Below are 23,989 nucleotides of genomic sequence, written 5' to 3'. Positions count from 1 at the left end.
TGAGGCAATAATGAATAACTTTATAATTAAACCTGCTAAAAGAATAGAAAATGTTGCATATGCTGTAAGAGATATTGTAGTTATTGCAAAAGAGGTAGAAAAGACTGGCAAAGAAATGTTATATCTCAACATTGGGGACCCAAATCTCTTTGATTTTGAACCACCAAGACATTTGATTGAAGAAACTTATAAGGCAATGCTGAAAAATTTTAATGGTTATGCCCCGTCCTCAGGAATTAAGCCTGCAATCGATGCGATAGAAAAAGAAGCCGAAAGAAAAGGAATTAAAAATATCCAGGATATTTTTATTACTACTGGTGCAAGCGAGGCTATTGATATTTGTTTAACTGCACTTGTCAATGAAGGAGAAAATATTCTAACTCCAACCCCAGGTTATCCTCTTTATACAGCAATTCAAAGTAAACTGCAATTAATCGAAAATCCATATTACCTCGATGAAAATAATGGCTGGCAACCAAATATTGATGACATTAAAAGTAAAATAAATGATAAAACAAAAGCTATTATTATCATTAATCCAAATAATCCTACTGGTGCTAATAATTCATATGACACTTTAAAACAAATTGTGGATTTAGCGATTGAACATAATCTGGTAATTTTTTCTGATGAAATTTATGACAAACTTTTAATGGATGGAGAAGAACACATTTCAATAGCTTCAATAAATTCTGAGGTTCCTGTGGTTACATTTGGAGGCCTATCAAAAAATTATATGGTTCCAGGTTTTAGAATTGGCTGGGGTATTGTAAGCGGAAATAAATCAGTTCTTAAAGACTATATTGAAGCAATTAATAAATTATTAAGAGCAAGATTATGTGCAAATCATCCTGAACAGTTTGGAATTGCTCCATCTTTACTGGGCGACCAGTCGCATCTCGAAGTCGCTGTTCATAAATTAACAAGCCGAAGAAATTTAACAGTTGAAATGCTTAATTCAATTCCCGGTATATCTTGTGTTGAACCGAAAGGAGCTTTTTATGCATTTCCCAGAATTCATAATATTTCCGATGATGTTCATTGGACTACAGAATTAATAAAAGAAACAGGTGTGGTTGTTGTACCAGGAAGTGGTTTTGGACAAGTGCCAGGTACTAATCATTTCCGTATAGTATTTCTACCACCAGAAAATTTATTAGAAAAAGCATATAAATTAATTGCTTCTTTTCATGAAAAGTATATGGAAGTTTATGTTAAATAAAGCTGGATATTTATAATAAAAAGGCTTTAGCATTAAAAGAAGCTAAAGCCTTTTTTAGTTTAAAAGGTGAAAAATTAGATATACATATTTATCATTTGCTCTAATAATTCCTGCTTACCACTAATTAATTTCGGCTCACCATATTTAATTGCAAGTTCTCTTAAATCTTCAAGTGTTAGTTCACCTTTTTCGAATTTTGCACCATCACCGCTGTCAAATGAGGCATATCTTTCTTTACGTATTTTTTTGTAATCAGATTCGTTTAATATTTTTTCTGCTACAATCAATGCTCTTGCAAATGCATCCATTCCAGCTATGTGAGCAATAAAAATATCTTCAATATCTGTAGAGTTTCTTCTAACTTTTGCATCGAAGTTTACACCACCAGTTCCAAAACCACCAGCTTCTGCTATTACAAGCATAGCTTCAACTAATTCATAAATATTGATTGGGAACTGGTCTGTATCCCATCCATTTTGATAATCTCCGCGATTTGCATCAATGCTTCCGAAAAGTCCTGCATCAACTGCACATTGAATTTCATGCTGGAATGTATGTCCTGCTAATGTAGCATGATTAACTTCAATATTTAGTTTGAAATCTTTATCTAATCCAAAATATCTAAGAAATCCAATTACTGTTTCAACATCATAATCATATTGATGTTTTGAAGGTTCCATAGGTTTAGGCTCAATTAAAAATGTTCCTTTGAAACCTTGCTTACGTCCATAATCTTTTGCTAATTCAAGGAATTTAGCCATGTGTTCTTTTTCTCTTTTCATATTTGTATTAAGGAGAGTTAGGTAACCTTCTCGACCTCCCCAGAATACATAATTTTCGCCGCCCAGTTCTATTGTAGCATCAATTGCTCTTTTGACTTGTGTGGCAGCATATGTAACTACCTGAAAATCTGGGTTAGTTGCAGCACCGTTCATGTAACGAGGATGTGAAAATAAATTTGCAGTACCCCAGAGTAATTTAACGCCAGAAGCTTTTTGTTTTTCTTTTGCATAGTCAATCATTATCTGAAGCCTTTTATCAGATTCTTCGATTGTATCTCCTTCTTCAACTAAATCGAAATCGTGGAAGCAATAAAATGGTAATCCTAATTTTGTGATAAATTCGAAAGCTGCATCCATTTTTGCTTTGCCTCTTGATATGGGATCTTTTTCCTCATTCCAGGGAAGTTTTTTTGTACCTCTTCCAAATGGGTCAGATAATTCTGAACAGAAGCTATGCCAGTATGCAGCAGAAAATCTGAAGTATTCTTTCATGGTTTTTCCGAAAACAATTCGATTTTCGTCATACCACTTAAAAGCTAATGGATTTTTGGAATCTTTTCCTTCATATTGAATTTTGTTGATTCCTTTGAAATATTCTTTGTTACCGATTAGTACTCCCATATTGTTCACCTTTTTTTGTTAATGATTTATAGAAATTTTTTTAATTGTTCATTCCAGTTATTGTATGCATTCATGGTTTTTTCAATTAATTCTACTTTGTGATTAATAACTTTAATCTTTTCTAAATTTCTGAATGCTTCTTCGAAAGATTTATAATAATTTGCACCATAAGCAGCTCCTCGAGCAGCACCCTGAGCACCATCAGTATCATATAGTTCAATAGTTGCCTGTGTTAAATTTGCTAATGTTTCTCTAAATATTGGACTTAAAAATAAATTAGAATTACCTGCTCGAATTATGTTTATATTCAAACCCATTTCATTTATTATTTCAATTCCATATTTGAATGAGAATGCGATTCCTTCCTGAACTGCTCGGAAGAAATGAGCTTTTGTATGACGATTAAAATCGACATTAAGGAAATGGCTCCATATGTTTTTGTTTTCAAACATTCTTTCTGCACCATTGCCGAAAGGCAGAATTGTTAATCCATCACACCCAATATCAATTTTTTCTGCAAGATTATTCATTTCGTTGTAGGAAAGTTCGGGAGCCATATTTTTTCTAATAAAAGAATTAAGAATTCCTGTTCCATTAATACAAAGCAAAACACCAATTCGAGTTTGTTCAGAAGAATGATTTACATGAGCGAACTGATTCACTCGTGATTTTTTGTCGTAATTTAATTTGTCAATTACAGCATAAACAACTCCGGATGTGCCTGCTGTTGCGGCAATTTCACCAGGGTTGAGCACATTAAGTGAAAATGCATTATTTGGCTGATCACCTGCACGATAAGAAACAACTACTCCTTCTTTTAGACCTAATTCTTCAGCAGCTGATTTAGTTAATTTCCCTTGAACTGAAAAAGTTGGAACTACATCAGGTAGCAGTGATTCGTCTATTTCATAGTATTTAAGAATTTCCTTTGAGATAGAATTTGATTTAAAATCCCAGAAAATTCCTTCTGATAAACCTGAAACCGTAGTGTTTATTTCATCAGTTAATTTCATTGCAATGAAATCACCGGGAAGCATTATTTTATAAATTTTTTTGTAAATATCAGGTTCATTTTCTTTAATCCATCTTAATTTTGAAGCCGTAAAATTACCCGGTGAATTCAATAAATTATTTAAGCAATAATCTTCTCCAATTTTTTGAAAAGCATTATTTCCAATTTCAACTGCTCGGCTGTCACACCAGATTATTGATGGTCTCAACACATTTTTATTTTTATCAACTACAACCAAACCGTGCATTTGATAAGAAATGCCAATAGATTTTATCAGTTGTGCATCAATATTTGCTTTTTGAATTAATTGCCTGGTTAATATTTTAACATACTCCCACCATGTTTCTGGATTCTGCTCTGCCCAGCCGGGTTTGGGCGAATTGATTTGCATTTCCTGTTCAGGATAATAACCTTGAATTATAGCTTTGCCTTTTTCAATATCCAGGATTGAACATTTAATTGATGAGCTTCCAATGTCATATCCAATGGAATACAATTTTACCTCCTATTATTCTGAAAATTATGTGTATAAAATACACTTAAAGAAATAAAAAGTCACTAAAAATATTTTAAGGTTATGGATAAATTATTTTTTAAATTTGAGGCTGAAAGAATAAATTAATCAGGAATAAAATAATGTCTCACATTCTTAAAGATGTTATAAAAAATATTTCTATTGATTGTGTGATTTTTGGATTTGAAAATTCATCCCTGGAAGTTCTACTGGTTAAGCGAGCTATCAATCCCGAAAAAGGCAAATGGGCACTCCCGGGTGGATTTATTAAGAAGAATGAATTAGTTAAAGAAGCTGCACAAAGAATTCTTGAGGAGACAACAGGAATTAAAAATATTTACCTTGAAGAAATTACTATATTTGATGCAATTGACAGATATCCTTTAAGAAGAGTTTTCACAATTGGCCATTTTGCTCTTGTTAAACCCGAACATTATAAATTATCTTCCGGGGTTGATACTTCCGAAGTAAAATGGTTCAAATTATCAGAAATTCCAAAATTGCCTTTTGACCATAATGAAATCGTAAAAGTTGCTCTGGAAAAACTAAGGACAAGAATTAGATATCGTCCGATTGGATTTGAATTATTGCCTGAAAAATTTACACTTCCACAACTTCAAACATTGTATGAAGTAATTTTGGGGAAGAAACTCGATAAAAGAAATTTCAGAAAAAAACTGATGAATATGAATCTTTTAATAAGATTTAAAAAAACAAGCACAAATGGTAAAAGACGCCCAGCCTTTCTTTATAAATTTGACAAAAGAAATTATGAAAGATTAAAAGAGAAGGGTTTTATTTTTGAACTGTAATTGTTTTTGAAAAGCTTTGTTGCTTTATCTATATTTGTTCTAAACTTTTAAGATAATTAGTGGCAAAATCTTCTTTGAACATAACGAGATTATCAAACGGCATCACAATAGTTTCCGAGAAAATAAATTATGTAAAATCTTTCTCGCTTGGATTCTGGTTCAATGTAGGTTCAAGAGATGAACTACCGGAAAATAATGGCATAAGTCATTTTCTCGAACACATGTTTTTCAAGGGAACCAGAAAAAGGTCTGCTAAAAAAATTGCAGAAGATATAGAATCACTCGGTGGTTACCTTAATGCATTTACTTCAAAAGAACACACATGCTACTATGGCCGCGGTTTGAGCGAACATATCGAACAAACTTTTGAAGTACTGGCAGATATGATTCAAAATTCCACTTTTGATCCTAAAGAAATTCAAAAAGAATCAAAAGTGGTTATCGATGAACTTTATGATATTGAAGATTCTCCAGAAGAACTAATTTTCGACAAATTTGAAAGCAATGTATTTAATGGTAATTCTCTTGGTATGCCAATAATTGGCACAGAAAAAAATTTACGTTCATTCAAACAAAAAGATTTATTTGAATATGTAAATGATAATTACACGCTTGATAGATTTTATATTGTTGCATCTGGAAATGTTGACCACAACAAACTGATTAAGTTTACTGAGAAGTATATAAAAAAAGATTTTAAGCAAACAAACAACAAAAAAAGAAATTTGATTTTGCAGCAAACACACGACCTTCATGTAGAAAAGGAAACTCAACAGATTCATTTTATTATCGGAAGACCTACTTATGGTTTCAAAGATAAAAAAAGAATGTCTGTTGCAGTACTTTCTCAAATTTTAGGCGAAGGAAGCAGTTCGAGATTATTTCAAAAATTAAGAGAAGAAAATGGAATTGCTTATCAAATAAATACTTTCTTAAACTCTTTTTTTGATGTTTCGACTTTTGGAGTTTATCTTTCGACAAATGCTAAATCAATTTTTAAAGCACAAAATCTAATCTTTGATGAAATAAAAAAATTAAAACAAAAAAAAGTTGATACAAAAGAACTCGACAGAGCAAAAGAATATTTAATCGGGAATATTTTGATGAGTCTTGAAAGCACAACAAACAGAATGCATAGAATTGCACAATCAGTAATTTATTTTGGTAAAATTAAATCAGTTGAAGAAACAATTAAAAAAATAAAATCAGTAACTCGAGAAGAAATTTTAGAATTGTCCAATGAATTATTTGATAATGATTCATTGACAAGAGTAATATTAAGTCCAAAAAATTTATTATTAGAAAAAGCAGCATAACGAAAGGTAAATTATGCCAAAAATAATTGTAGATGGTCAAGAAATAGAATTTAAACCTGGACAAACAATAATCGAAGCAGCAAGAGATGCAAAAATTGATATTCCTCATTTTTGCTGGCATCCTAAATTATCTGTATCTGGTAATTGCAGAGTTTGTCTGGTTGAAGTTGAACAAATGCCCAAACTTGTTATCTCGTGTGCTACATTAGCTTCCGAAGGAATGGTTGTTCATACAAAATCACCGAGAGCACTCGAAGCAAGAAATGCTGTTATGGAATTTCTATTAATCAATCATCCTCTCGATTGTCCAATTTGTGACGAAGCTGGTGAATGCAAACTTCAGGAATATGCTTATGCACACGGAAAAGGAGAAAGCCGTTTTGAAGAAATGAAAATTCGAAAAGAAAAACGAGTTCAACTTGGACCTTACATAAAATTTGATGCTGAACGGTGCATTTCTTGTTCGAGATGTATAAGATTTACAGATGAAATTGCTAAATCACATCAACTTACATTTATTAAAAGAGGTGATAGAGTTACAATCACAACTTTCCCCGGCGAATCTTTTGATAATCCTTATACTTTGAATACTACAGATATTTGTCCAGTTGGTGCATTAACAAATCAAGATTTTAGATTTAAAACCCGTGTGTGGGAAATGTCTAAAACTAATTCTATATGTATTGGCTGTGCACGCGGGTGCAATATCGAAATCTGGGTTCGTAATAATCAAATCTTGAGATTAACTCCTCGTCACAACGAAGAAGTTAATAGCTACTGGATGTGTGACAATGGAAGATTAAATACTTTTAAACATGTAAACTCTGAAACAAGAATTGATGGAACATTTATTCGCAAAAATCAAAATTTGCAAAAAGTTTCATGGGACGAAGCATTAAACCAAGCAGCCAATGAGTTAAAGAAATTCAAATCAAACGAAATTTGTTTTATAGGTTCCCCATATGCAACATGCGAAGATAATTTTGTTTTGAAAAAATTTGCAAAAGCTTTTGGAATTACAAAAATGTATTTTGCAAAACATATCAAACAAGGTGACCAGGATGATATCTTAATTCGAGAAGATAAAACACCAAATTCACTTGGGGCAGAATTAATTGGTTTAATTCCACTTGATAAATTTTATAAAGAAGAAATTATTAATGAAATAAAAGAAAGAAAAATCAAAGCACTTTATTTAATGGAAGATGATGTTGATGTAATATTTGCGAATAATGAATCAGACAGCGAAGTTGAATCAATTCTAAAAAAACTTGAGTTATTAATCGTTCATGCTACTAATAAAAATAAAGCTACAGAGATTGCTCATATTGTTTTTCCTGCTGCAACTTATGCGGAAAAGCATGGAACATTTGTAAATTTTCTGGGAAGAGTTCAAAGAATTAAGCCTGCAGTTGCTACGGTTGAATTAGACAGAGCACTTGATGGAATGAGCATGAGCCGATGGGATAAATTTGGCACACCATTCGACAGATGGATGCAGGGTCACAAATTTGATGCAAAACCAAGCTGGAAAATTTTAGCACTCATTGCTGCTAAACTCGGTTTCAAAATTAAATATGAAATGGCTGAAGAAGTTTTTGAAGATCTTGCAAATTCGATTGAAGCTTTTAAAGATTTGGATTACGATAAAATTGGTGAGATGGGAGTTCAGTTAAAAAGTGAGATAATTGAAATATCTAAATGAAGAAAATTTATTTGAATTTATTAGTGTGCAAGATAAAAATTGTAATGCAGGATTTATATCGCTTATTGTAAAAAGAAATATTTTTACTGCATTTAATGAAAAAAAATTTTGCTTAGCAACTTATACTCATTCTTAAATTGGAGAATTTCTTTGAAAGATTAGAATGATTTTAAATTCTTCGTTCACTTTGGCAGGCTCTGAATGACAGTGAAATAAATAGTCTACGCCAAAGCTAAATTGAGCGAAAAAGAAAGTCTAATACTAAGACTAAATTTTCTATTAAATATTGGAGTGCCTTTAAATGAATATCTGGGAAATTATAATCATAACAATAATCAAGATTATAATTGCACTTACAACTTTATTATTGTCCGTAGCATATATGGTGTACTTTGAAAGAAAAATTAGTGCATGGGCACAAAATCGCATAGGTCCAAATCGAGTTGGTTACAAAGGTCTTCTTCAACCATTTGCAGATGTTTTCAAATTATTACTAAAAGAAGATATTGTTCCTCAAGCTGCAAATAGAACTCTGCATACATTGGCTCCTGCAATTTCACTTTTTGTTGCATTTGCTACTTATGCAGTAATACCAATTGGTCCAACAATAAATTTATTTGGTTATGAAATTAAATTAGTTACAGCTGATGTAAATATTGGAATTCTTTACGTTCTTGCATTAACATCACTTGGAGTTTATGGGATTACACTTGCAGGATGGTCATCAGGCAGTAAATATTCTTTGCTTGGAGGAATTCGTTCCTCTGCTCAAATGATTTCTTATGAAGTATCAATGGGCTTTTCAATAGCAGGAGTATTGTTGTTTTCAGAATCATTAAGACCAATTGATATTGTAAATGCACAGCATGGCTGGATGTGGAATGCAATTCTTCAACCAATTGGATTTATTACTTTTGTAGTATCTGCATTTGCAGAAACAAACCGTCTTCCATTTGATTTACCAGAAGCCGAACCTGAACTTGTTGGAGGTTATCATACGGAATACAGTTCTTTCAAGTTTGCTGGATTTTTCTTAGCAGAATATGCTAATATGATAATTGCAAGCTGTTTAATTGTTACTCTTTATCTTGGCGGCTGGCAAATTCCTTATATTGATAAATTAGGGTTGAGCTCAAGTTTAACAACAATTTTACAAATAGGAGCATTTTTATTTAAAGTAGCATTCATGCTTTTTGTATTTATCTGGGTAAGATGGAGTATACCGAGATTTCGATATGACCAGTTGATGAATTTAGGATGGAAAGTTATGTTTCCATTATCACTAATTAATATTGTATGGGTTGCATTATTAATTATGATTTTCAAATTATAGTTTTAGAAATTCTTCTTTAAAGGAGAAAGGATTAATATGGCAGTCAAGAAAAGGAAAAAGGATTTAAATTTTTTTGAGAGAATTTATATAGTAGAAATTATTAAAGGGATGATATTGACATTGAAAAACATGTTTCGTCCCAAATTTACTATGGAATATCCAGAAGTAAAATTTGAACCGCCTGCATCATATCGTGGAAGACCTGTATTAGTATTAGAAGAAAATGGAGTAGAAAGGTGTGTTGCATGTGGATTGTGTTCGAGAGTATGTCCTGCTTTAGCAATTGAAGTTCAGCCTGCAGAAACAGAATTAGAAAAAGAAAGATATCCAGAGAAATTTGAGATAAATATGTTAAGATGCATCTTTTGTGGATTCTGCGAAGAAGTTTGTCCAGAAGAAGCAATTGTAATGAGCAAAGATTATGAATTAGTTTTTACAAATCGAGAAGATGCAATATTTGGGAAAGATAAATTGCTTGTCCCCGTTGAAAAACTTAGAGATAGAATTGAGTTCTTGAGGAGATTTAAATAAATCTATGAATATTTATTAAAAGTGAATTAGGGTAGAAATTGATGGAAATCAATAAAATTAAAAGCAAAGGCGAAACAATGTTAGAAAGAGCAGAGACTCAATTTTGGGCTTATCAAATTGAAGATGATTTAGAAAAAAAAGATTTAGTTTTGTTGGACAATGTGCAATTTATTTATGAATTATCTTTAGCAGAATTAGAATTAGAAGCATTGGGGGTTGAATATGAAATTACTAATGGCTTAAGAGAATTTAGGATTTTGAACAAATCAGATGATATTATTAGACTTATTAAAAAAAGAGGGTCATACTTTAAAACTGTTTTTGGCGAATACACAGATTATTTTCACATTATACAAAAAAACCAAACACGTTCAGTGAATCAATATTTAACTCATTGGATATATCCTTATAAAGGTAAGTTTCATCCACAAATGATAAGAGCATTATTAAATATAATTAGATTAAAAGAAGGTGAATATGTTTGTGATCCATTTTCTGGGAGTGGAACAACTGCACTTGAGGCACAACTTTTGGGTATTAATTTCATAGGCATTGATATTTCCCCTTTATGTGTTTTACAAGGTAAAGTTAAAACAAAAGCACTTTATGTATTAGATGAAATTATAGAATCTAAAGAAATCATTTTATCAAAACTCAGGACAAACTTGTTTAATTACGAAGAAGATTTTTATAATGTGATAGATAAAATTCCAAACGAAGATGTTAGAGACTTTTATAAACTGGCAAGGTTGTTAGCAGTTAGTGATAATGCTAGAAGAGGAAGGGAATTTGAACAATCATTTATTAAGAATCTTAATTTAATGATAGAATCTGTAAAGGATTATAGAGATCTTTATAAAATTTTGAATTTAACTTTAGGTGATGTTGAAATAAAAAGAGGTGATTCAAGGAATATAAATTTGCCAGAAAATTCAATTGATGGAATTATTACATCACCGCCTTACTCTATTGCACTCGATTATGTACAAAACGATGAACATTCACTAAAGGATTTAGGGTATGATATTTTGAGAATGCGAAATGAATTTATTGGTGTTAGAGGAAATAGTAAAAATAGAGTGGAATTATATAATGAGGATATGAAAAAGTCTTATGATGAAATGTACAGAATACTTAAACCTAATAAATATGCAGTAATTGTTATAGGAAATGCTACATATCAGGGACAAGAAATAAAAACCGTTGAATTCACAATAGACTATATGACTAAGATTGGTTTTAAACTAGAAAAAAATATTTTAAAGTTGATATTTGGTTTATATAATGTAATGAAAAAAGAAAATATATTGATTTTTAAAAAGTTCGAATAAATAGAATATATAGATTAAAATGGAAAAGGTAAAATTTAGAATTTTTCCTCGTTTATTGGATAACATTGGTTTAGCTATGTATAATAGTATCCCTAAGGCAATTTCAGAATTAGTTGCTAATTGTTATGATGCTGATGCTTCAGAAGTATTTATTGATATTAAAGTAGATGAAAACAAAAAAATAAAGGAAATTATTATTGAAGATAATGGGTGTGGGATGTTACCAGAGGAAGTTAAAAATATTTATTTATCTCTTGGTTATAACAAAAGAAATATTATTCAAGAAACACCTAAGTATAAAAGAAAGCCTATTGGTAATAAAGGTATCGGTAAATTAGCTGGATTAGGTATAGCAAAAATTATGAAAGTAATTACTTTTAAAGAAGGTATCAAATCAATTTTAGAAATTTCTAGAAATTATTTTGAAGATAAAAAAGATTTAAATTTACTTGAGTTCCCATTAGAAATAAATTATGATGTTGATAAAACAAAATGTGGTACAAAAATTTATTTAATTAATATGCTAGAACATGCATTAGAATTGGATACATCAGGGTTAAGAGAATTTTTGATTAAGGAGTTTGGTCTTACAGATAATTTTTATATTTATGTAAATAAGCAAAAACTTTCACCGCTTGATATAAAAGGGGAAAGAAGAGAAATAAAGGATAAAATAGAGGGGTTGGGTGTTATAAGTGGTAAAATAGTTATAGCCGAAATATTAAAGGATGTAAAAAAACCAGGGATAATTACATATGTTAGAGGGAGAGCAATAGAGGGACCAACTTTATATGATATAAATACTCCGTCACATTATTTTAATGTTGCTAATAGAATTATTGGAGAAATCAATGCAGATTTTTTGGATCCTGACAATCCTGAGATGACGATAGATAATTTTATTATATCTACAAGTAGAGATAGTTTTAATAAAAGTCATCCAAAATATCAAAAATATAAAACTTGGGTAGAAAATTTACTAATTAAAATTTCTCGGGAATTAGAAAAAAAACAAGCTGATGAAAGGATTAAAAGAATAAATCAAAACCCAAATATTCAAAGAATACTTAAAAACTTACCCAAACCACTTAGAGAAAAATTTGAAGATGCTATAAAGACAATAATACCTAGATTAAATAATTTATCGGACGATAATGCAAATACTATTATAGAATTTATTGCTCGTTTAGCCGAGACGGAATCTATGTTGCAAATTTTAGAAAGCTTAAATAAAGCTAGTGCAAGAGATATTGAAAATCTCTCAAAATTATTGGAAGAATGGGGCATTTATGAAATAACTGCATTATCAAATCTTATCAAAAATAGATTGGAAGTGATAAAAAAGATTAATGAAATGATAAATAGCTCGTCAACTAAAGAATTTCCAAATATTCATAAAATTTTAGAAAAAAACTTATGGATATTAGATGATAATTATAAACTCTATTCAAGTAATCAACAATTGAAAACAATTTTACAAAAAGAACTTTTGGATAAAAATAAACATAAACTTTTAGATAAAAATAAACGTATTAGAGCGAGACCTGACTTGATATGCAAGAATTTATTAGATCGCTATTTAGTAATTGAATTAAAACGTCCTTCATATAATATAACAATAAAAGATTACCCACAAGTTATGTTATATAACAATATATTAAAAAATAACTTCCCAAATTCTGAAAAATTAGACTGTTATCTTATTGGTAAAAAATATGATTCGTCAATGAGTAAAGAACCTACAATTCAAGGAAAAGTTACTATTTATTTAAAAAGTTATAATGAAATTATTGAAGAGGCTAAAAGAAGATATGAAGAGATTTTAAAAATATTTGAAGAAGGTAGAAATAATGAATAAAGAAGATTATACTAAATGGCTTGAAAATATTGTAAAACAAATGTTACAGCCTTTGAAAGATATTCCTTTTAATCTTGTTATTGAAGCAATGACAGGTAAGAAAGTTATTTTTTTCGACTTCAACAATAATGACCATAAAAGGGTTTTAGATTTATTGGAAAAAGCTGCTATTAATGCTGGACGAATGATTAATAAGAAAGGTATATTAAGATCACGCCCGAATGAAGTTGGGAATGATATTGAGCCTTTTGTTAAAGAGGCATTAAATTCTCAGGGGTTGAATGCTGAAACACCAGAAAGTGAAAATGGGCGGAAAAAATCAACTGGTTATCCTGATATTATTTTTTGGTATAATAATAATCCATATTATTTAGAATGTAAAACCTATAATATTAAGAATATTAGAACGAATCAGAGGAGTTTTTACTTTTCTCCCTCAAATGAATTTAAGGTAATACATGATGCAACTCATTTTTTATTATCTTATGCAATTTATGTTGCAGGTGAAAGAAAGCAAAATCATATCTATAAGTGTAAACATTATAAAATATTATCTATAGAAAAACTTTCTCTTGATGTTAAGTATGAATTTAACTCAGACAATAAAAGGATGTATTCAGGTAGAGATGGTGCAATAATTTTAAAAGAAGGTGATTTGTTGTAATTATATCGAGGGCTATTTTGTTAAATTATTTTTTTTATTACTTTATTAATAATTAATTCATCAACAATAATGTTTTCCAAAATTATTTCAGCTTCTACATTTGGAATTGATGCATACAAAGTCGAAGTTGAAACTCACAGCGAAAAACAACTTCCTTCCATAACAATTGTTGGATTGCCCGATAACGCAGTAAAAGAAAGCAAAGAACGAGTTACTGCTGCCCTAAAAAATTCTGGGATTGATATTTCTCTAAAAAAAATTACAGTAAATTTAGCTCCTGCCGACATCAAAAAAGAAGGAAGTGCTTTTGATTTGCCTATTGCAATTGGTATCCTCGCATCTAATGATTTAATTAGCCAAAATTTGCTCGAAGAAACCATGATATTGGGAGAACTTTCTCTCGATGGTTCTTTAAGAAAAGTTAAAGGAGGACTCCCAATTGCAGTTGAAGCAAAAAGATTAGGAATAAAAAATATCATTCTTCCAAAAGAATCTGTAAAAGAAGCTTCTATTGTTGATGGAATAAATGTTTATGGCTTTGAAACTTTAAACGAAGTAATTCAATTTCTAAATGGTGAAAATCATTTTGAACCTGTTTATACTGATAAAAATGAAGTATTTGCAGAAGTAAATAATTATCACATTGATTTTTCCGATGTTAAAGGACAGGAAAATGCAAAACGTGCTTTAGAAATTGCTGCTGCAGGCGGACACAATATAATAATGATTGGACCGCCAGGTTCCGGCAAAACAATGCTTGCTAAAAGATTACCTACTATTTTACCGCCTCTTACATTTGAAGAAGCTCTCGAAACAACTAAGATTCATTCTGTTGCTGGAATATTACCAAAAGATAAAGCATTAATAACAGAAAGACCATTCCGCAGTCCTCATCATACCGTAAGTGATGCAGCATTGATTGGAGGTGGTAGTATCCCTCGTCCCGGTGAAGTTTCTTTTGCTCATAATGGAGTTTTGTTCTTAGATGAATTGCCAGAATTCAAAAAAAATGTGCTGGAAGTTCTTCGTCAACCTCTCGAAGATTCGAAAGTTACTATCAGTCGTTCTAAAATGTCTTTAGAATTTCCTGCTAAATTTATGCTTGCTGCAGCAATGAATCCCTGTCCTTGTGGATATTTTACTGACCCGTCTAAAGAATGCACATGCACAACTGCACAAATTCAAAAATATATGTCAAAAATTTCCGGTCCTTTATTGGACCGAATTGATATTCACATCGAAGTTCCGCCTGTAAAATTTAAGGAACTCTCTTCTGCATCAACTGGAGAAAAATCAGAAGAAATTAGAAAAAGAGTTGTTGCTGCCCGTCAGATTCAATTGAAAAGATTTGAGGGATTAAAAAATATTTATTGTAATGCACACATGGGCACAAAAGAAATTCGTAAGTTTTGCAAACTCGATAGCCAATCCGAAGAACTATTAAAAATGGCAATGACTAGATTAGGACTTTCTGCAAGAGCTTATGATAGAATAATTAAAGTCAGCAGAACTATTGCTGACCTTGAAAATTCTGAAAACATACTTCCGCAGCATATCAGTGAAGCCATTCAATACAGAGCTTTGGACAGAGAACTTTGGGGGCATTGAGATTTAATTTATTAACAAAATTATTATATTCAATCAATGATATTAAATTATTAAAGGAAAAAATTATGAGATATAACATAACCTCAAAGATGAATTTTAATGTGGGAGTAATTCATAAAAATAATTTGAAATCATACACGTTTATTTTGTGCTATTTTTTAATCTTGCTTTCTTCACTAAAAATAATTGCACAACCTTCTGGCGGTCCATATGGGCCAATTTATCAAGTTTATGAAATTCCAAAAATCTCTGGAAAAATTTATTATGTTTCACCAGATGGCAAACCTGAGAATTCCGGAGAATCAATCATTAATCCTACCACAATTGAATCTGCTATTCAAAAGGTAAAAACTGGTGATGCAATAATTTTAAGAGGCGGTATTTATAGAACTGGAAATCTAATTTTTAATCAAGGAATTATAATTCAACCTTATAAAGATGAACAACCAATTTTTAAAGGAACTTATATTGCTGATAACTGGAAAAGTTTAGGAAATGGTCTTTGGGTAACTAAATGGGAAAAATTATTTCCGTCAAAACCTGCCGACTGGTGGATGCGTGATAGAGAAGGAAAGAAAACTCCACTGCATAGATTTAATAATGATATGGTTTTTATAAATGGAAAATTTTTGCAATCAGCAGGATGGGAAGGAGAAGTAGATGAAAATTCTTTTTATATCGATTATGATACTAAAACAGTTTACATTGGTACTGACCCAACAAATAAACTTGTTGAAATTACAGCATTTGATGGAGCTTTAATTAGAACGACAAAAGATGTTAATGGAAAAGTGGCAGATAGAAAAGGTCCAGTTATTCGAGGAATTAAATTTACTCAATATGCATATCGTGCAATTGAAATAGAAGGCACTGAACCAGAAGGACTTGCTGATGAAAAAACTTTTGGGAAAGATGTTGTAGGAACATTAATAGAAAATTGTGAAATATCATTTTGCTCAAGAGTGGCTGGATACATAAGGGGAGATAGTTTGACAATTAGACATTGCAAGATTAGTGATACAAGCACAGAAGGAATTTATATCATTAGTTCAAATGATGTTCTGCTTGAAAAAAATATTTTTACCCGTAATAACATCGAAAGAATTACTGGATATTATCCAGCAGCTGTAAAAATTTTCAATCAATGTCATCGTGTTACATGCAATGATAATCTAGTAATTGACCTGCCATATTCAAATGGGATTTGGTATGATGTCGGGAATGTTGACGGAGTATTTATAAATAATTGGATAGAAAATGTTGGGAATAACAGGACTGAATTAAATATTAATCAGCCATGGCCAAGTGATAATGGATTTTTCTTTGAAATATCTAAAGGTGCAATATGTGCAAATAATGTATTTGTTAATTGTGACCATGGAATATGGATATTGAATAGTTCTAATGTGCAAATTTATAACAATACATTTATTAACAGTACAGCTTGCATTTCAAGAAACGCCCGCGTGGCAGCTGGTGACCATTTTGGCTGGCATGCAAGCACAGGTCCAGATGTTGATAAACGCGAAGGTCATATCTTCATTAACAATTTATTATTCGGCGATAAAGATTTTAAAAGACCATTATTCTATGTCTGGCAGCCTGCATCACTTTGTCAAAAACTTACTCAACCTCAATTAAAATCTCTTGATTATAATTTTTATGTAACACAATCAGATTATAATACTTTAATCTTATGGAGCCCTATTAATAATGAAAAATGCCAAGCAGCATTTAAATCGTTAGATGAGCTTCGAACTTTATATCCTCAATTTGAAATTCATAGTAAGTATTACTCTGAATTTAATTTACCATTATTCAAATGTGCAGAGCTAAAAGATTACAGATTGCTACAATCATTTCCTGATGCAAATTCTGGCATGAAATTACCGGATGAAATAAAAAAATTAACAGGACAAACTAAAAATATTAAGAATTATGTAGGTGCATATTATCCTGTAAAGTAAGAACGAAATACAAATTATTTTACAGAGATGAAATTTTTGTTAGTGAATTAAAATCTTTTTCATGAAGAAAAGTTATATGCGAACATTTTATTAGGGAAAAATCAAGCGGTATTTAAGCATTAAAAAAAGATGTTAATCTCATATACTTATCCTGCAATTATTAGTTTGCTTAAGGAAAGTGAATATTATTCAATTACAAATTCATAAAATAAAATTGTTCACAAAAACACAATTGAATAATCTAATTATTCATTAATATGAATAATTATGCAAAAAATTTTTTTATAAGACTTGACATAAAGTTTTTTATACCTTATAATTGCAACCAAGTTATGGTTGACAATAGAAAACATATCGTTACGTATCAAAAATTAAATGGGCAGCAAAAGCTCTTAGCATTCGACCGTATAAATTTTGCATTTAACACATCTTTAGATATTCTCCTCCTTGGGATTACTATTCTAATTATTAACCTAATTATTCTAGGCTAATAGTAGTCAATCCCTACATTTTTACCAAAAAATAAATTAGGGATTGACTAAACCCATGAGGTATATCTAAAGATGTATAATTTTTATAAATAATTTTCGAGGTCTTATGAGATCTGATCTTATCAAAAAAGGATTTGATAAAGCTCCACACAGGAGTTTGTTAAAAGCAACGGGAGTAATTAAATCAGATGATGATTTCAATAAGCCATTTATTGGAATCTGCAATTCTTATATCGATTTAATTCCCGGCCATGTTCACTTGCAGGAATTTGGTAAAATTATAAAAGAGGAAGTTCGTAAAGCTGGAGGGGTCCCATTTGAGTTTAATACGATAGGAGTGGATGACGGAATTGCAATGGGACACATCGGAATGCGTTATTCTCTTGCAAGTAGAGAATTAATTGCGGATAGTTTAGAAACAGTTGCCGAAGCTCATCGACTTGATGCACTTATCTGTATCCCTAATTGTGATAAGATTGTGCCTGGTATGTTGATGGGAGCAGTAAGAGTAAACATCCCTACAATTTTTATTTCTGGTGGTCCGATGAAATCTGGTTTGACTCCATCTGGTGAAGTTGTGGATCTAATTTCTGTTTTTGAGGGTGTAGGAAAATTTTCAACAGGTGAAATAAATGAAAAAAAATTAAAAGAATTGGAAGATTTTGCATGTCCAACTTGTGGTTCATGTTCCGGTATGTTCACAGCTAATTCTATGAATTGTTTAATGGAAGCTTTGGGAATAGCTCTTCCTGGAAATGGTACAATTCTCGCTATAGATTCAAAACGACATGAACTTGCAAGAGCAGCTGCTCGTAAAATAATGGAGTTAATTCAACTTGACTTAAAACCAAGAGATATAATTACTCGTGAATCAATCTTAAATGCTTTCGCTCTTGATATGGCAATGGGTGGAAGTACAAATACTGTACTTCATACACTTGCAATTGCAAACGAAGCAGGTGTAGATTTCAAATTAGAAGAAATAAATAAGCTTTCTGAAAAAGTCCCATATATATGTAAAGTTTCTCCAGCTGTTAAAAATGTACATATCGAGGATGTTGATAGAGCAGGTGGAATTTCTGCTATTCTCAAAGAACTATCAAAGCTTGATGGTGTTCTAGATTTATCCAGACCAACAGTTACTGGCAAGACATTGGGAGAAAATATAAAAGATGCGGAAATAAAAGATAGAAATGTGATTAGAAGTGTTGAACAACCTTTTAGAAAAACCGGAGGACTTACAATTCTCTTTGGTAACTTAGCCCCAAAAGGTGCTATAGTAAAATCAGGTGCGGTTGATGAAAATATGCTTGTCTTTAGAGGTCCAGCAGTTATATATAATTCACAGGATGAAGCTATTGAGGGAATAAGAGGTGGAAAAGTTAAAGCAGGAGATGTTGTTGTAATTCGTTATGAAGGGCCTAAAGGTGGTCCAGGTATGCCTGAAATGTTAGCTCCAACAAGTGAAATTATGGGAATGGGATTGGGTGATAAAGTTGCCTTAATTACTGACGGTAGATTTTCAGGTGGTACTCGTGGAGCTTGCATTGGTCATGTTTCACCTGAAGCTGCTGAAAGAGGTCCTATTGCTGCTCTTAAAGATGGGGATATAATTTCAATTGATATTCCTAATTGCTCTCTTAATGTGGAATTAACTGATGAGGAAATTCAAAGAAGATTATCTGAGGTACCAAAATTCAAACCAAAAATTACTAAAGGTTATTTAGCTCGCTATACAAAAATGGTTACTTCAGCTTACACAGGAGCAATTTTAAGTTTACCAGAATAAACAAAAAGGATTTATTATGAATACAAAGAAAAAACAAATGACAGGTGCCGATATATTTTTCGAATGCCTCCGTAGAGAAGGAGTTGAATACATTTTTGGTTATCCGGGAGGCGCAGTCTTAAAAATTTATGAAAAACTTTATGATGTGGATTTTCTTAAACATATACTTGTTCGTCATGAACAAGGTGCAACTCATATGGCTGAAGGTTATGCTAAAGCCACAGGTAAAGTCGGAGTTGTTCTTGTAACTTCGGGCCCTGGTGCTACAAACACTGTTACAGGAATTGCTGATGCATATATGGATTCTGTTCCAATTGTTGTTTTTACAGGTCAGGTACCAACTCATTTAATTGGCAATGATGCTTTTCAAGAAGCCGATATTTGTGGAATTACCAGACCTATAACAAAACATAATTTTCTTGTTCGTGATATCTCAGAATTAGCATCAACAATCAAACAAGCTTTTTATATTGCATCAACAGGAAGACCAGGACCAGTTGTTGTTGATTTACCTAAAAATGTAATTAATAGCATCGCAGAATTTCATTATCCTGAAAAAGTTGAGCTTAGAGGATATAAACCAAGAATATTTGGCCACCAGAACCAAATTAAAAAAGCAGCAATGATGATTCAAAAATCGAAGAGACCATTACTTTATGTCGGAGGTGGAGTTATTATGTCAGGGGGTCATCGTGAATTATATCTCCTGGCAAAAGAAAATAATCTTCCTGTAACTATGACACTTCAGGGTTTGGGTGCTTTCCCAGGAACAGAACCACAATCACTTGGCATGCTTGGAATGCATGGAACTTATTGGGCAAATCAAGCAGTGAATAATTGTGACTTACTTATATCTCTTGGTGCAAGATTCGATGATAGAGTTACAGGTAAGATAGATACTTTTGCGAAGAATGCATATAAAATTCATGTTGATATTGACCCAACTTGCATTGATAAAAATGTTATCGTTGATTTGCCAATTGTTGGTGATGTTAAACACGTTATGGCAGAACTCGCAGCCGAAATTTCTGAAAAACCTGACTTAAAAGAATGGTGGGAACAAATAGAAGAATGGAAAGAAGAATGCCCGCTTGAGTATGATATGTCCGATGGAAGATTAAGAGCACAATACATAATTGAAAAACTTTCTGAATTAACTCACGGTGATGCAGTAGTGGTCACAGATGTTGGTCAGCATCAAATGTGGGTTGCTCAATATTATAAGTTTAATCATCCCAGAACTAATATTACAAGTGGAGGACTCGGGACAATGGGATTTGCTTTACCAGCAGCAATTGGAGCTGCTTTCGCTGTTAAAGATAAACCTATTTTGTGTATTACTGGCGATGGTGGCTTTCAGATGAATATGCAGGAATTAGCAACTGCAGCTTATAACAAACTTCCAATAAAAATTTTTATAATAAATAATTCTTTCCTTGGAATGGTTCGCCAATGGCAGGAATTATTCCATGCAGAAAAATATAGCTTTACAGATTTATCGGATAGTAATCCAGATTTTGTGAAATTGGCAGAAGCATTTGATATTAAAGCATATTCTGTAAGTAATATCAGTGATGTCGAACCAGTTTTAAAAGAAGCATTAGAATATAATGATGGACCAATTTTAGTTGACTTTAAAGTTGTAAAGGAAGATATGGTCTTCCCAATCGTTCCTGCAGGAGCCTCAATAAGTGATATGATAATTCGAAGATTAGACCCAAAGGAGATGATGTAATATGTTACATGTAATATCAGCTTTAGTCGAAAATAAATTTGGCGCGTTCAATCGTGTAGTTACAATGTTCAGCGCTAAAGGTTATAACATTCACTCAATTTCTATTGGAGAAACTGAAGACCCAACAATTTCAAGAATGACAATTGTTACTGAAGGAGAAGATAAAGTAATTGAACAGATTGTAAAACAGCTCAATCGGTTGATTGATACAATCAAAATAGTTGATTTGACTTATCAACCAAAAGTTCAAAGAGAACTTCTATTGATTTCTGTTGGTTATCAAAAGGGCACTAGGTCTGAAATAATTGATATCTGTGAAATATTCCGTGGTAATGTTGTTGACATAAATAATAAAACACTAATGCTTGAAATTACAGGACCACCAGAAAAAATTGATGCTGCAATTAATGTTCTTGAACCTTATGGTATAAAAGAAATTGCAAGGTCAGGTCTTGTTGCCTTGCGTCGTGGAGAACAATCTCGAAAAAATACTAAAGCAGAAATTGAAACAAATAAAGTGGGAGAATTAAAATGAAAATTTATTATGATGCAGATGCAAATTTAGATTTGCTTAAAGGGAAAAATTTATCTGTCATTGGTTTTGGTAGTCAGGGCCATGCTCATGCATTGAACTTAAAAGATAGCGGAATGGAAGTAGGCGTTGGATTAAGAAAAACAAGTCCCCGCTGGAAAGAAGCAGAAGAAGCTGGCTTAAAAGTTTTTACAGTAGACGAAGCCTCAGAATGGGGTGATGTAATTATGATTTTATTGCCCGACCAGAATCATAAAGAAGTTTATGAAAATGAAATTAAACCTCACCTAAAACCAGGTAAAGCTTTAGCATTTGCTCATGGATTTAATATTTTATATAAGCAGGTTATCCCACCAAGCGATGTTGATGTAATTATGATTGCTCCTAAAAGTCCTGGACATTTAGTGCGCAGAACTTTTCAAAATGGAAGCGGAACACCATGTTTAATTGCAATTCATCAGGATTATACAGGTAAAGCTAAAGATATTGCGCTTGCATGGGCAAAAGGAATTGGCGGAACTCGTGCCGGTGTAATAGAAACAACTTTTAAAGATGAAACAGAAACAGATTTATTTGGAGAACAGGCAGTACTTTGTGGAGGCTCTGCTGAATTAGTTAAAGCAGGTTTCGAAACTCTGGTAGAAGCTGGTTATCCTCCTGAATTAGCTTACTTCGAATGTATGCATGAACTGAAATTAATTGTAGATCTTTATTATGAAGGTGGATTAACCAGAATGAATTATTCTGTAAGCGATACTGCAGAATATGGTGGAATGACAAGAGGACCAAAAGTAATAAATGCAGAAACAAAAAAAGTAATGAAACAAATACTTGATGACATTCAATCTGGAAGATTTGCAGAGGAATGGATTAACGAAAATAAAAATGGTCAACCAGTTCTAAAAAAATTAAGAGAAGAAACTAAAAATCATTTGATTGAAAAAGTTGGTGCTCAATTAAGAAGCATGATGAGCTGGTTAGTCAATAAATAAAACGAGTGAAAGTATGGAGAAGAAAATGTATAAAATTACTCTTTTACCCGGAGATGGAATTGGACCAGAAGTTACCAATGCTGCTGTAAAAGTTCTTAAAGTAGCTGGTGAAAAATTTAATACTGAATTCGAATTCGCAACAGAATTAATTGGCGGCGCTTCTTACGATAAATATTCTACTCCTCTTACTGATGAAGCTCTTGGTGTTTGCTACAGTTCTGATGCTGTATTTCTTGGTGCCGTAGGTGGTCCTAAATGGGAAAATCTTCCTCATCACTTAAAACCAGAAGCTGCTTTGCTAAAACTAAGAAAAGCATTGGGTTTATATGCTAATTTACGACCAGCTAAAGTTTATACACCAATGCTTTCTTATTCATCATTAAAAGAAGATGTATTAAAAGGAACTGATGTATTAATTGTAAGAGAATTAACCGGAGGAATTTATTTTGGTGAACCTCGTGGTTATGATGAGAACAAAGGCTTCAACACAATGATTTATACAAAAGAAGAAGTTGAAAGAATTGCAAAAACAGCCTTTGAACTTGCAAAAGTAAGAAATAGAAAAGTTACATCAGTTGATAAAGCAAATGTTCTTGAAGTATCACAATTCTGGAGAAAAGTTGTTATAGAAGTTCATAAAAATTATCCAGATATAGAACTAAATCATATGTATGTTGATAATGCAGCTATGCAGCTTGTAAGATATCCAAAACAATTTGATGTTGTACTTACTTCTAATTTATTTGGTGATATTCTAAGTGATATTGCAGCAATGATAACTGGAAGCCTTGGTATGCTTCCATCTGCAAGTTTGGGAGAAAAATATGCATTATACGAACCAGTTCACGGAAGTGCTCCTGACATTGCAGGAAAAAATATTGCAAATCCAATTGCAGCAATTTCTTCCGCAGCTATGATGTTGAAATATTCTTTTCAGATGGATAAAGCAGCTGATTTAATTGAGAATGCAATCGAAAATGTTTTATTAAAAGGATTCAGAACAAAAGATATTTATAAAGATGGAGATACACTTGTATCGACTGATGAAATGACAGAAAAAATAATTGAAGAGTTTGAAAAACTTTTTGCTAAAGAAGCTTTGAATGTATTTACACTTTAAATGAAGTTAAAGTTTAGATATGAATTGCAAAAAAATTTATTTGTAGAACTATGA

The 23,989-nt window shown here is 31.7% G+C and carries 18 protein-coding genes; 16 read left to right on the top strand and 2 right to left on the bottom strand.

The window, feature by feature from the left end:
* Positions 1-10: 10 nt before the first annotated feature.
* Positions 11-1,222 (top strand): aminotransferase class I/II-fold pyridoxal phosphate-dependent enzyme, encoded by a 1,212-nt coding sequence (locus tag VJY32_RS09630; protein ID WP_353677697.1) that lies wholly within the window; start codon positions 11-13, stop codon positions 1,220-1,222.
* Between the two features lie 74 nt (positions 1,223-1,296).
* Here VJY32_RS09630 and xylA read toward each other — a convergent pair whose 3' ends face one another.
* Together xylA and VJY32_RS09620 are read right to left on the bottom strand one after the other, a co-directional pair.
* Complete coding sequence (gene xylA / locus VJY32_RS09625) at positions 1,297-2,625, bottom strand: xylose isomerase (RefSeq protein WP_353677696.1); 1,329 nt, start codon at positions 2,623-2,625, stop codon at positions 1,297-1,299.
* Between the two features lie 26 nt (positions 2,626-2,651).
* Positions 2,652-4,133: a xylulokinase gene (locus VJY32_RS09620; RefSeq protein WP_353677695.1), complete on the bottom strand. Its 1,482-nt coding sequence runs from the start codon at positions 4,131-4,133 to the stop codon at positions 2,652-2,654.
* 140 nt (positions 4,134-4,273) lie between these two features.
* Here VJY32_RS09620 and VJY32_RS09615 point away from each other — a divergent pair, with 140 nt between their 5' ends.
* The 15 genes from VJY32_RS09615 (at position 4,274) to leuB (ending at position 23,935) form a co-directional block, all read left to right on the top strand.
* Positions 4,274-4,963 carry an NUDIX hydrolase gene (locus tag VJY32_RS09615; protein ID WP_353677694.1) on the top strand — a complete coding sequence of 230 codons (690 nt, stop codon included), beginning with the start codon at positions 4,274-4,276 and terminating at the stop codon, positions 4,961-4,963.
* 59 nt (positions 4,964-5,022) lie between these two features.
* Positions 5,023-6,279: a M16 family metallopeptidase gene (locus VJY32_RS09610; protein WP_353677693.1), complete on the top strand. Its 1,257-nt coding sequence runs from the start codon at positions 5,023-5,025 to the stop codon at positions 6,277-6,279.
* A 13-nt stretch (positions 6,280-6,292) separates the two neighbouring features.
* Complete coding sequence (locus VJY32_RS09605; RefSeq protein ID WP_353677692.1) at positions 6,293-7,984, top strand: NADH-quinone oxidoreductase subunit G; 1,692 nt, start codon at positions 6,293-6,295, stop codon at positions 7,982-7,984.
* Positions 7,985-8,285: 301 nt separating this feature from the next.
* The gene (nuoH, locus tag VJY32_RS09600; protein WP_353677691.1) at positions 8,286-9,317 is read left to right on the top strand and encodes an NADH-quinone oxidoreductase subunit NuoH; all 1,032 of its coding nucleotides are present in this window, start codon (positions 8,286-8,288) and stop codon (positions 9,315-9,317) included.
* A gap of 36 nt (positions 9,318-9,353) precedes the next feature.
* Entirely contained in the window at positions 9,354-9,848 is a 495-nt protein-coding gene (gene nuoI, locus VJY32_RS09595) for an NADH-quinone oxidoreductase subunit NuoI (protein ID WP_353677690.1), read from the top strand.
* 41 nt (positions 9,849-9,889) lie between these two features.
* Positions 9,890-11,179, top strand: coding sequence for a TRM11 family SAM-dependent methyltransferase (locus tag VJY32_RS09590; protein ID WP_353677689.1), 1,290 nt, complete (start codon positions 9,890-9,892; stop codon positions 11,177-11,179).
* A gap of 19 nt (positions 11,180-11,198) precedes the next feature.
* The gene (locus VJY32_RS09585; protein ID WP_353677688.1) at positions 11,199-13,037 is read left to right on the top strand and encodes an ATP-binding protein; all 1,839 of its coding nucleotides are present in this window, start codon (positions 11,199-11,201) and stop codon (positions 13,035-13,037) included.
* Entirely contained in the window at positions 13,030-13,701 is a 672-nt protein-coding gene (locus VJY32_RS09580; protein ID WP_353677687.1) for a hypothetical protein, read from the top strand. Before VJY32_RS09585 ends, VJY32_RS09580 begins: the two co-directional genes overlap by 8 nt.
* Before the next feature lie 69 nt (positions 13,702-13,770).
* Positions 13,771-15,309 carry a YifB family Mg chelatase-like AAA ATPase gene (locus VJY32_RS09575; RefSeq protein ID WP_353677686.1) on the top strand — a complete coding sequence of 513 codons (1,539 nt, stop codon included), beginning with the start codon at positions 13,771-13,773 and terminating at the stop codon, positions 15,307-15,309.
* A 65-nt stretch (positions 15,310-15,374) separates the two neighbouring features.
* Positions 15,375-17,276 carry a right-handed parallel beta-helix repeat-containing protein gene (locus VJY32_RS09570; protein ID WP_353677685.1) on the top strand — a complete coding sequence of 634 codons (1,902 nt, stop codon included), beginning with the start codon at positions 15,375-15,377 and terminating at the stop codon, positions 17,274-17,276.
* Between the two features lie 597 nt (positions 17,277-17,873).
* Entirely contained in the window at positions 17,874-19,556 is a 1,683-nt protein-coding gene (ilvD, locus tag VJY32_RS09565; RefSeq protein ID WP_353677684.1) for a dihydroxy-acid dehydratase, read from the top strand.
* 16 nt (positions 19,557-19,572) lie between these two features.
* On the top strand, positions 19,573-21,291 hold the full coding sequence (ilvB, locus tag VJY32_RS09560) for a biosynthetic-type acetolactate synthase large subunit (protein ID WP_353677683.1): 1,719 nt from the start codon (positions 19,573-19,575) through the stop codon (positions 21,289-21,291).
* 1 nt (position 21,292) lies between these two features.
* Entirely contained in the window at positions 21,293-21,826 is a 534-nt protein-coding gene (gene ilvN / locus VJY32_RS09555) for an acetolactate synthase small subunit (RefSeq protein WP_353677682.1), read from the top strand.
* Positions 21,823-22,815 carry a ketol-acid reductoisomerase gene (gene ilvC / locus VJY32_RS09550; RefSeq protein WP_353677681.1) on the top strand — a complete coding sequence of 331 codons (993 nt, stop codon included), beginning with the start codon at positions 21,823-21,825 and terminating at the stop codon, positions 22,813-22,815. The genes ilvN and ilvC overlap by 4 nt, the downstream gene beginning before the upstream one ends.
* A 25-nt stretch (positions 22,816-22,840) precedes the next feature.
* Positions 22,841-23,935 (top strand): 3-isopropylmalate dehydrogenase, encoded by a 1,095-nt coding sequence (leuB, locus tag VJY32_RS09545; RefSeq protein WP_353677680.1) that lies wholly within the window; start codon positions 22,841-22,843, stop codon positions 23,933-23,935.
* The last annotated feature ends 54 nt before the right edge of the window (positions 23,936-23,989 follow it).

The sequence above is a fragment of the Rosettibacter primus genome (genome assembly GCF_036860675.1).
In the GTDB taxonomy this organism is placed as follows: domain Bacteria; phylum Bacteroidota; class Ignavibacteria; order Ignavibacteriales; family Melioribacteraceae; genus Rosettibacter; species Rosettibacter primus.
The sequence above is the reverse complement of the archived record's forward strand: the minus strand, read 5'-3'. Positions and strand labels throughout refer to the sequence as shown.

Bases quoted from the DNA above. Each gene is read 5' to 3' on its own strand.
- ilvB (WP_353677683.1), top strand. From the start codon at position 19,573: ATGAATACAAAGAAAAAACAAATGACAGGTGCCGATATATTTTTCGAA.
- VJY32_RS09585 (WP_353677688.1), top strand. From the start codon at position 11,199: ATGGAAAAGGTAAAATTTAGAATTTTTCCTCGTTTATTGGATAACATT.
- VJY32_RS09615 (WP_353677694.1), top strand. From the start codon at position 4,274: ATGTCTCACATTCTTAAAGATGTTATAAAAAATATTTCTATTGATTGT.
- VJY32_RS09605 (WP_353677692.1), top strand. From the start codon at position 6,293: ATGCCAAAAATAATTGTAGATGGTCAAGAAATAGAATTTAAACCTGGA.
- ilvC (WP_353677681.1), top strand. From the start codon at position 21,823: ATGAAAATTTATTATGATGCAGATGCAAATTTAGATTTGCTTAAAGGG.
- nuoI (WP_353677690.1), top strand. From the start codon at position 9,354: ATGGCAGTCAAGAAAAGGAAAAAGGATTTAAATTTTTTTGAGAGAATT.
- ilvD (WP_353677684.1), top strand. From the start codon at position 17,874: ATGAGATCTGATCTTATCAAAAAAGGATTTGATAAAGCTCCACACAGG.
- ilvN (WP_353677682.1), top strand. From the start codon at position 21,293: ATGTTACATGTAATATCAGCTTTAGTCGAAAATAAATTTGGCGCGTTC.
- VJY32_RS09570 (WP_353677685.1), top strand. From the start codon at position 15,375: ATGAGATATAACATAACCTCAAAGATGAATTTTAATGTGGGAGTAATT.
- leuB (WP_353677680.1), top strand. From the start codon at position 22,841: ATGTATAAAATTACTCTTTTACCCGGAGATGGAATTGGACCAGAAGTT.
- VJY32_RS09590 (WP_353677689.1), top strand. From the start codon at position 9,890: ATGGAAATCAATAAAATTAAAAGCAAAGGCGAAACAATGTTAGAAAGA.
- nuoH (WP_353677691.1), top strand. From the start codon at position 8,286: ATGAATATCTGGGAAATTATAATCATAACAATAATCAAGATTATAATT.
- xylA (WP_353677696.1), bottom strand. From the start codon at position 2,625: ATGGGAGTACTAATCGGTAACAAAGAATATTTCAAAGGAATCAACAAA.
- VJY32_RS09630 (WP_353677697.1), top strand. From the start codon at position 11: ATGAATAACTTTATAATTAAACCTGCTAAAAGAATAGAAAATGTTGCA.
- VJY32_RS09580 (WP_353677687.1), top strand. From the start codon at position 13,030: ATGAATAAAGAAGATTATACTAAATGGCTTGAAAATATTGTAAAACAA.
- VJY32_RS09575 (WP_353677686.1), top strand. From the start codon at position 13,771: ATGTTTTCCAAAATTATTTCAGCTTCTACATTTGGAATTGATGCATAC.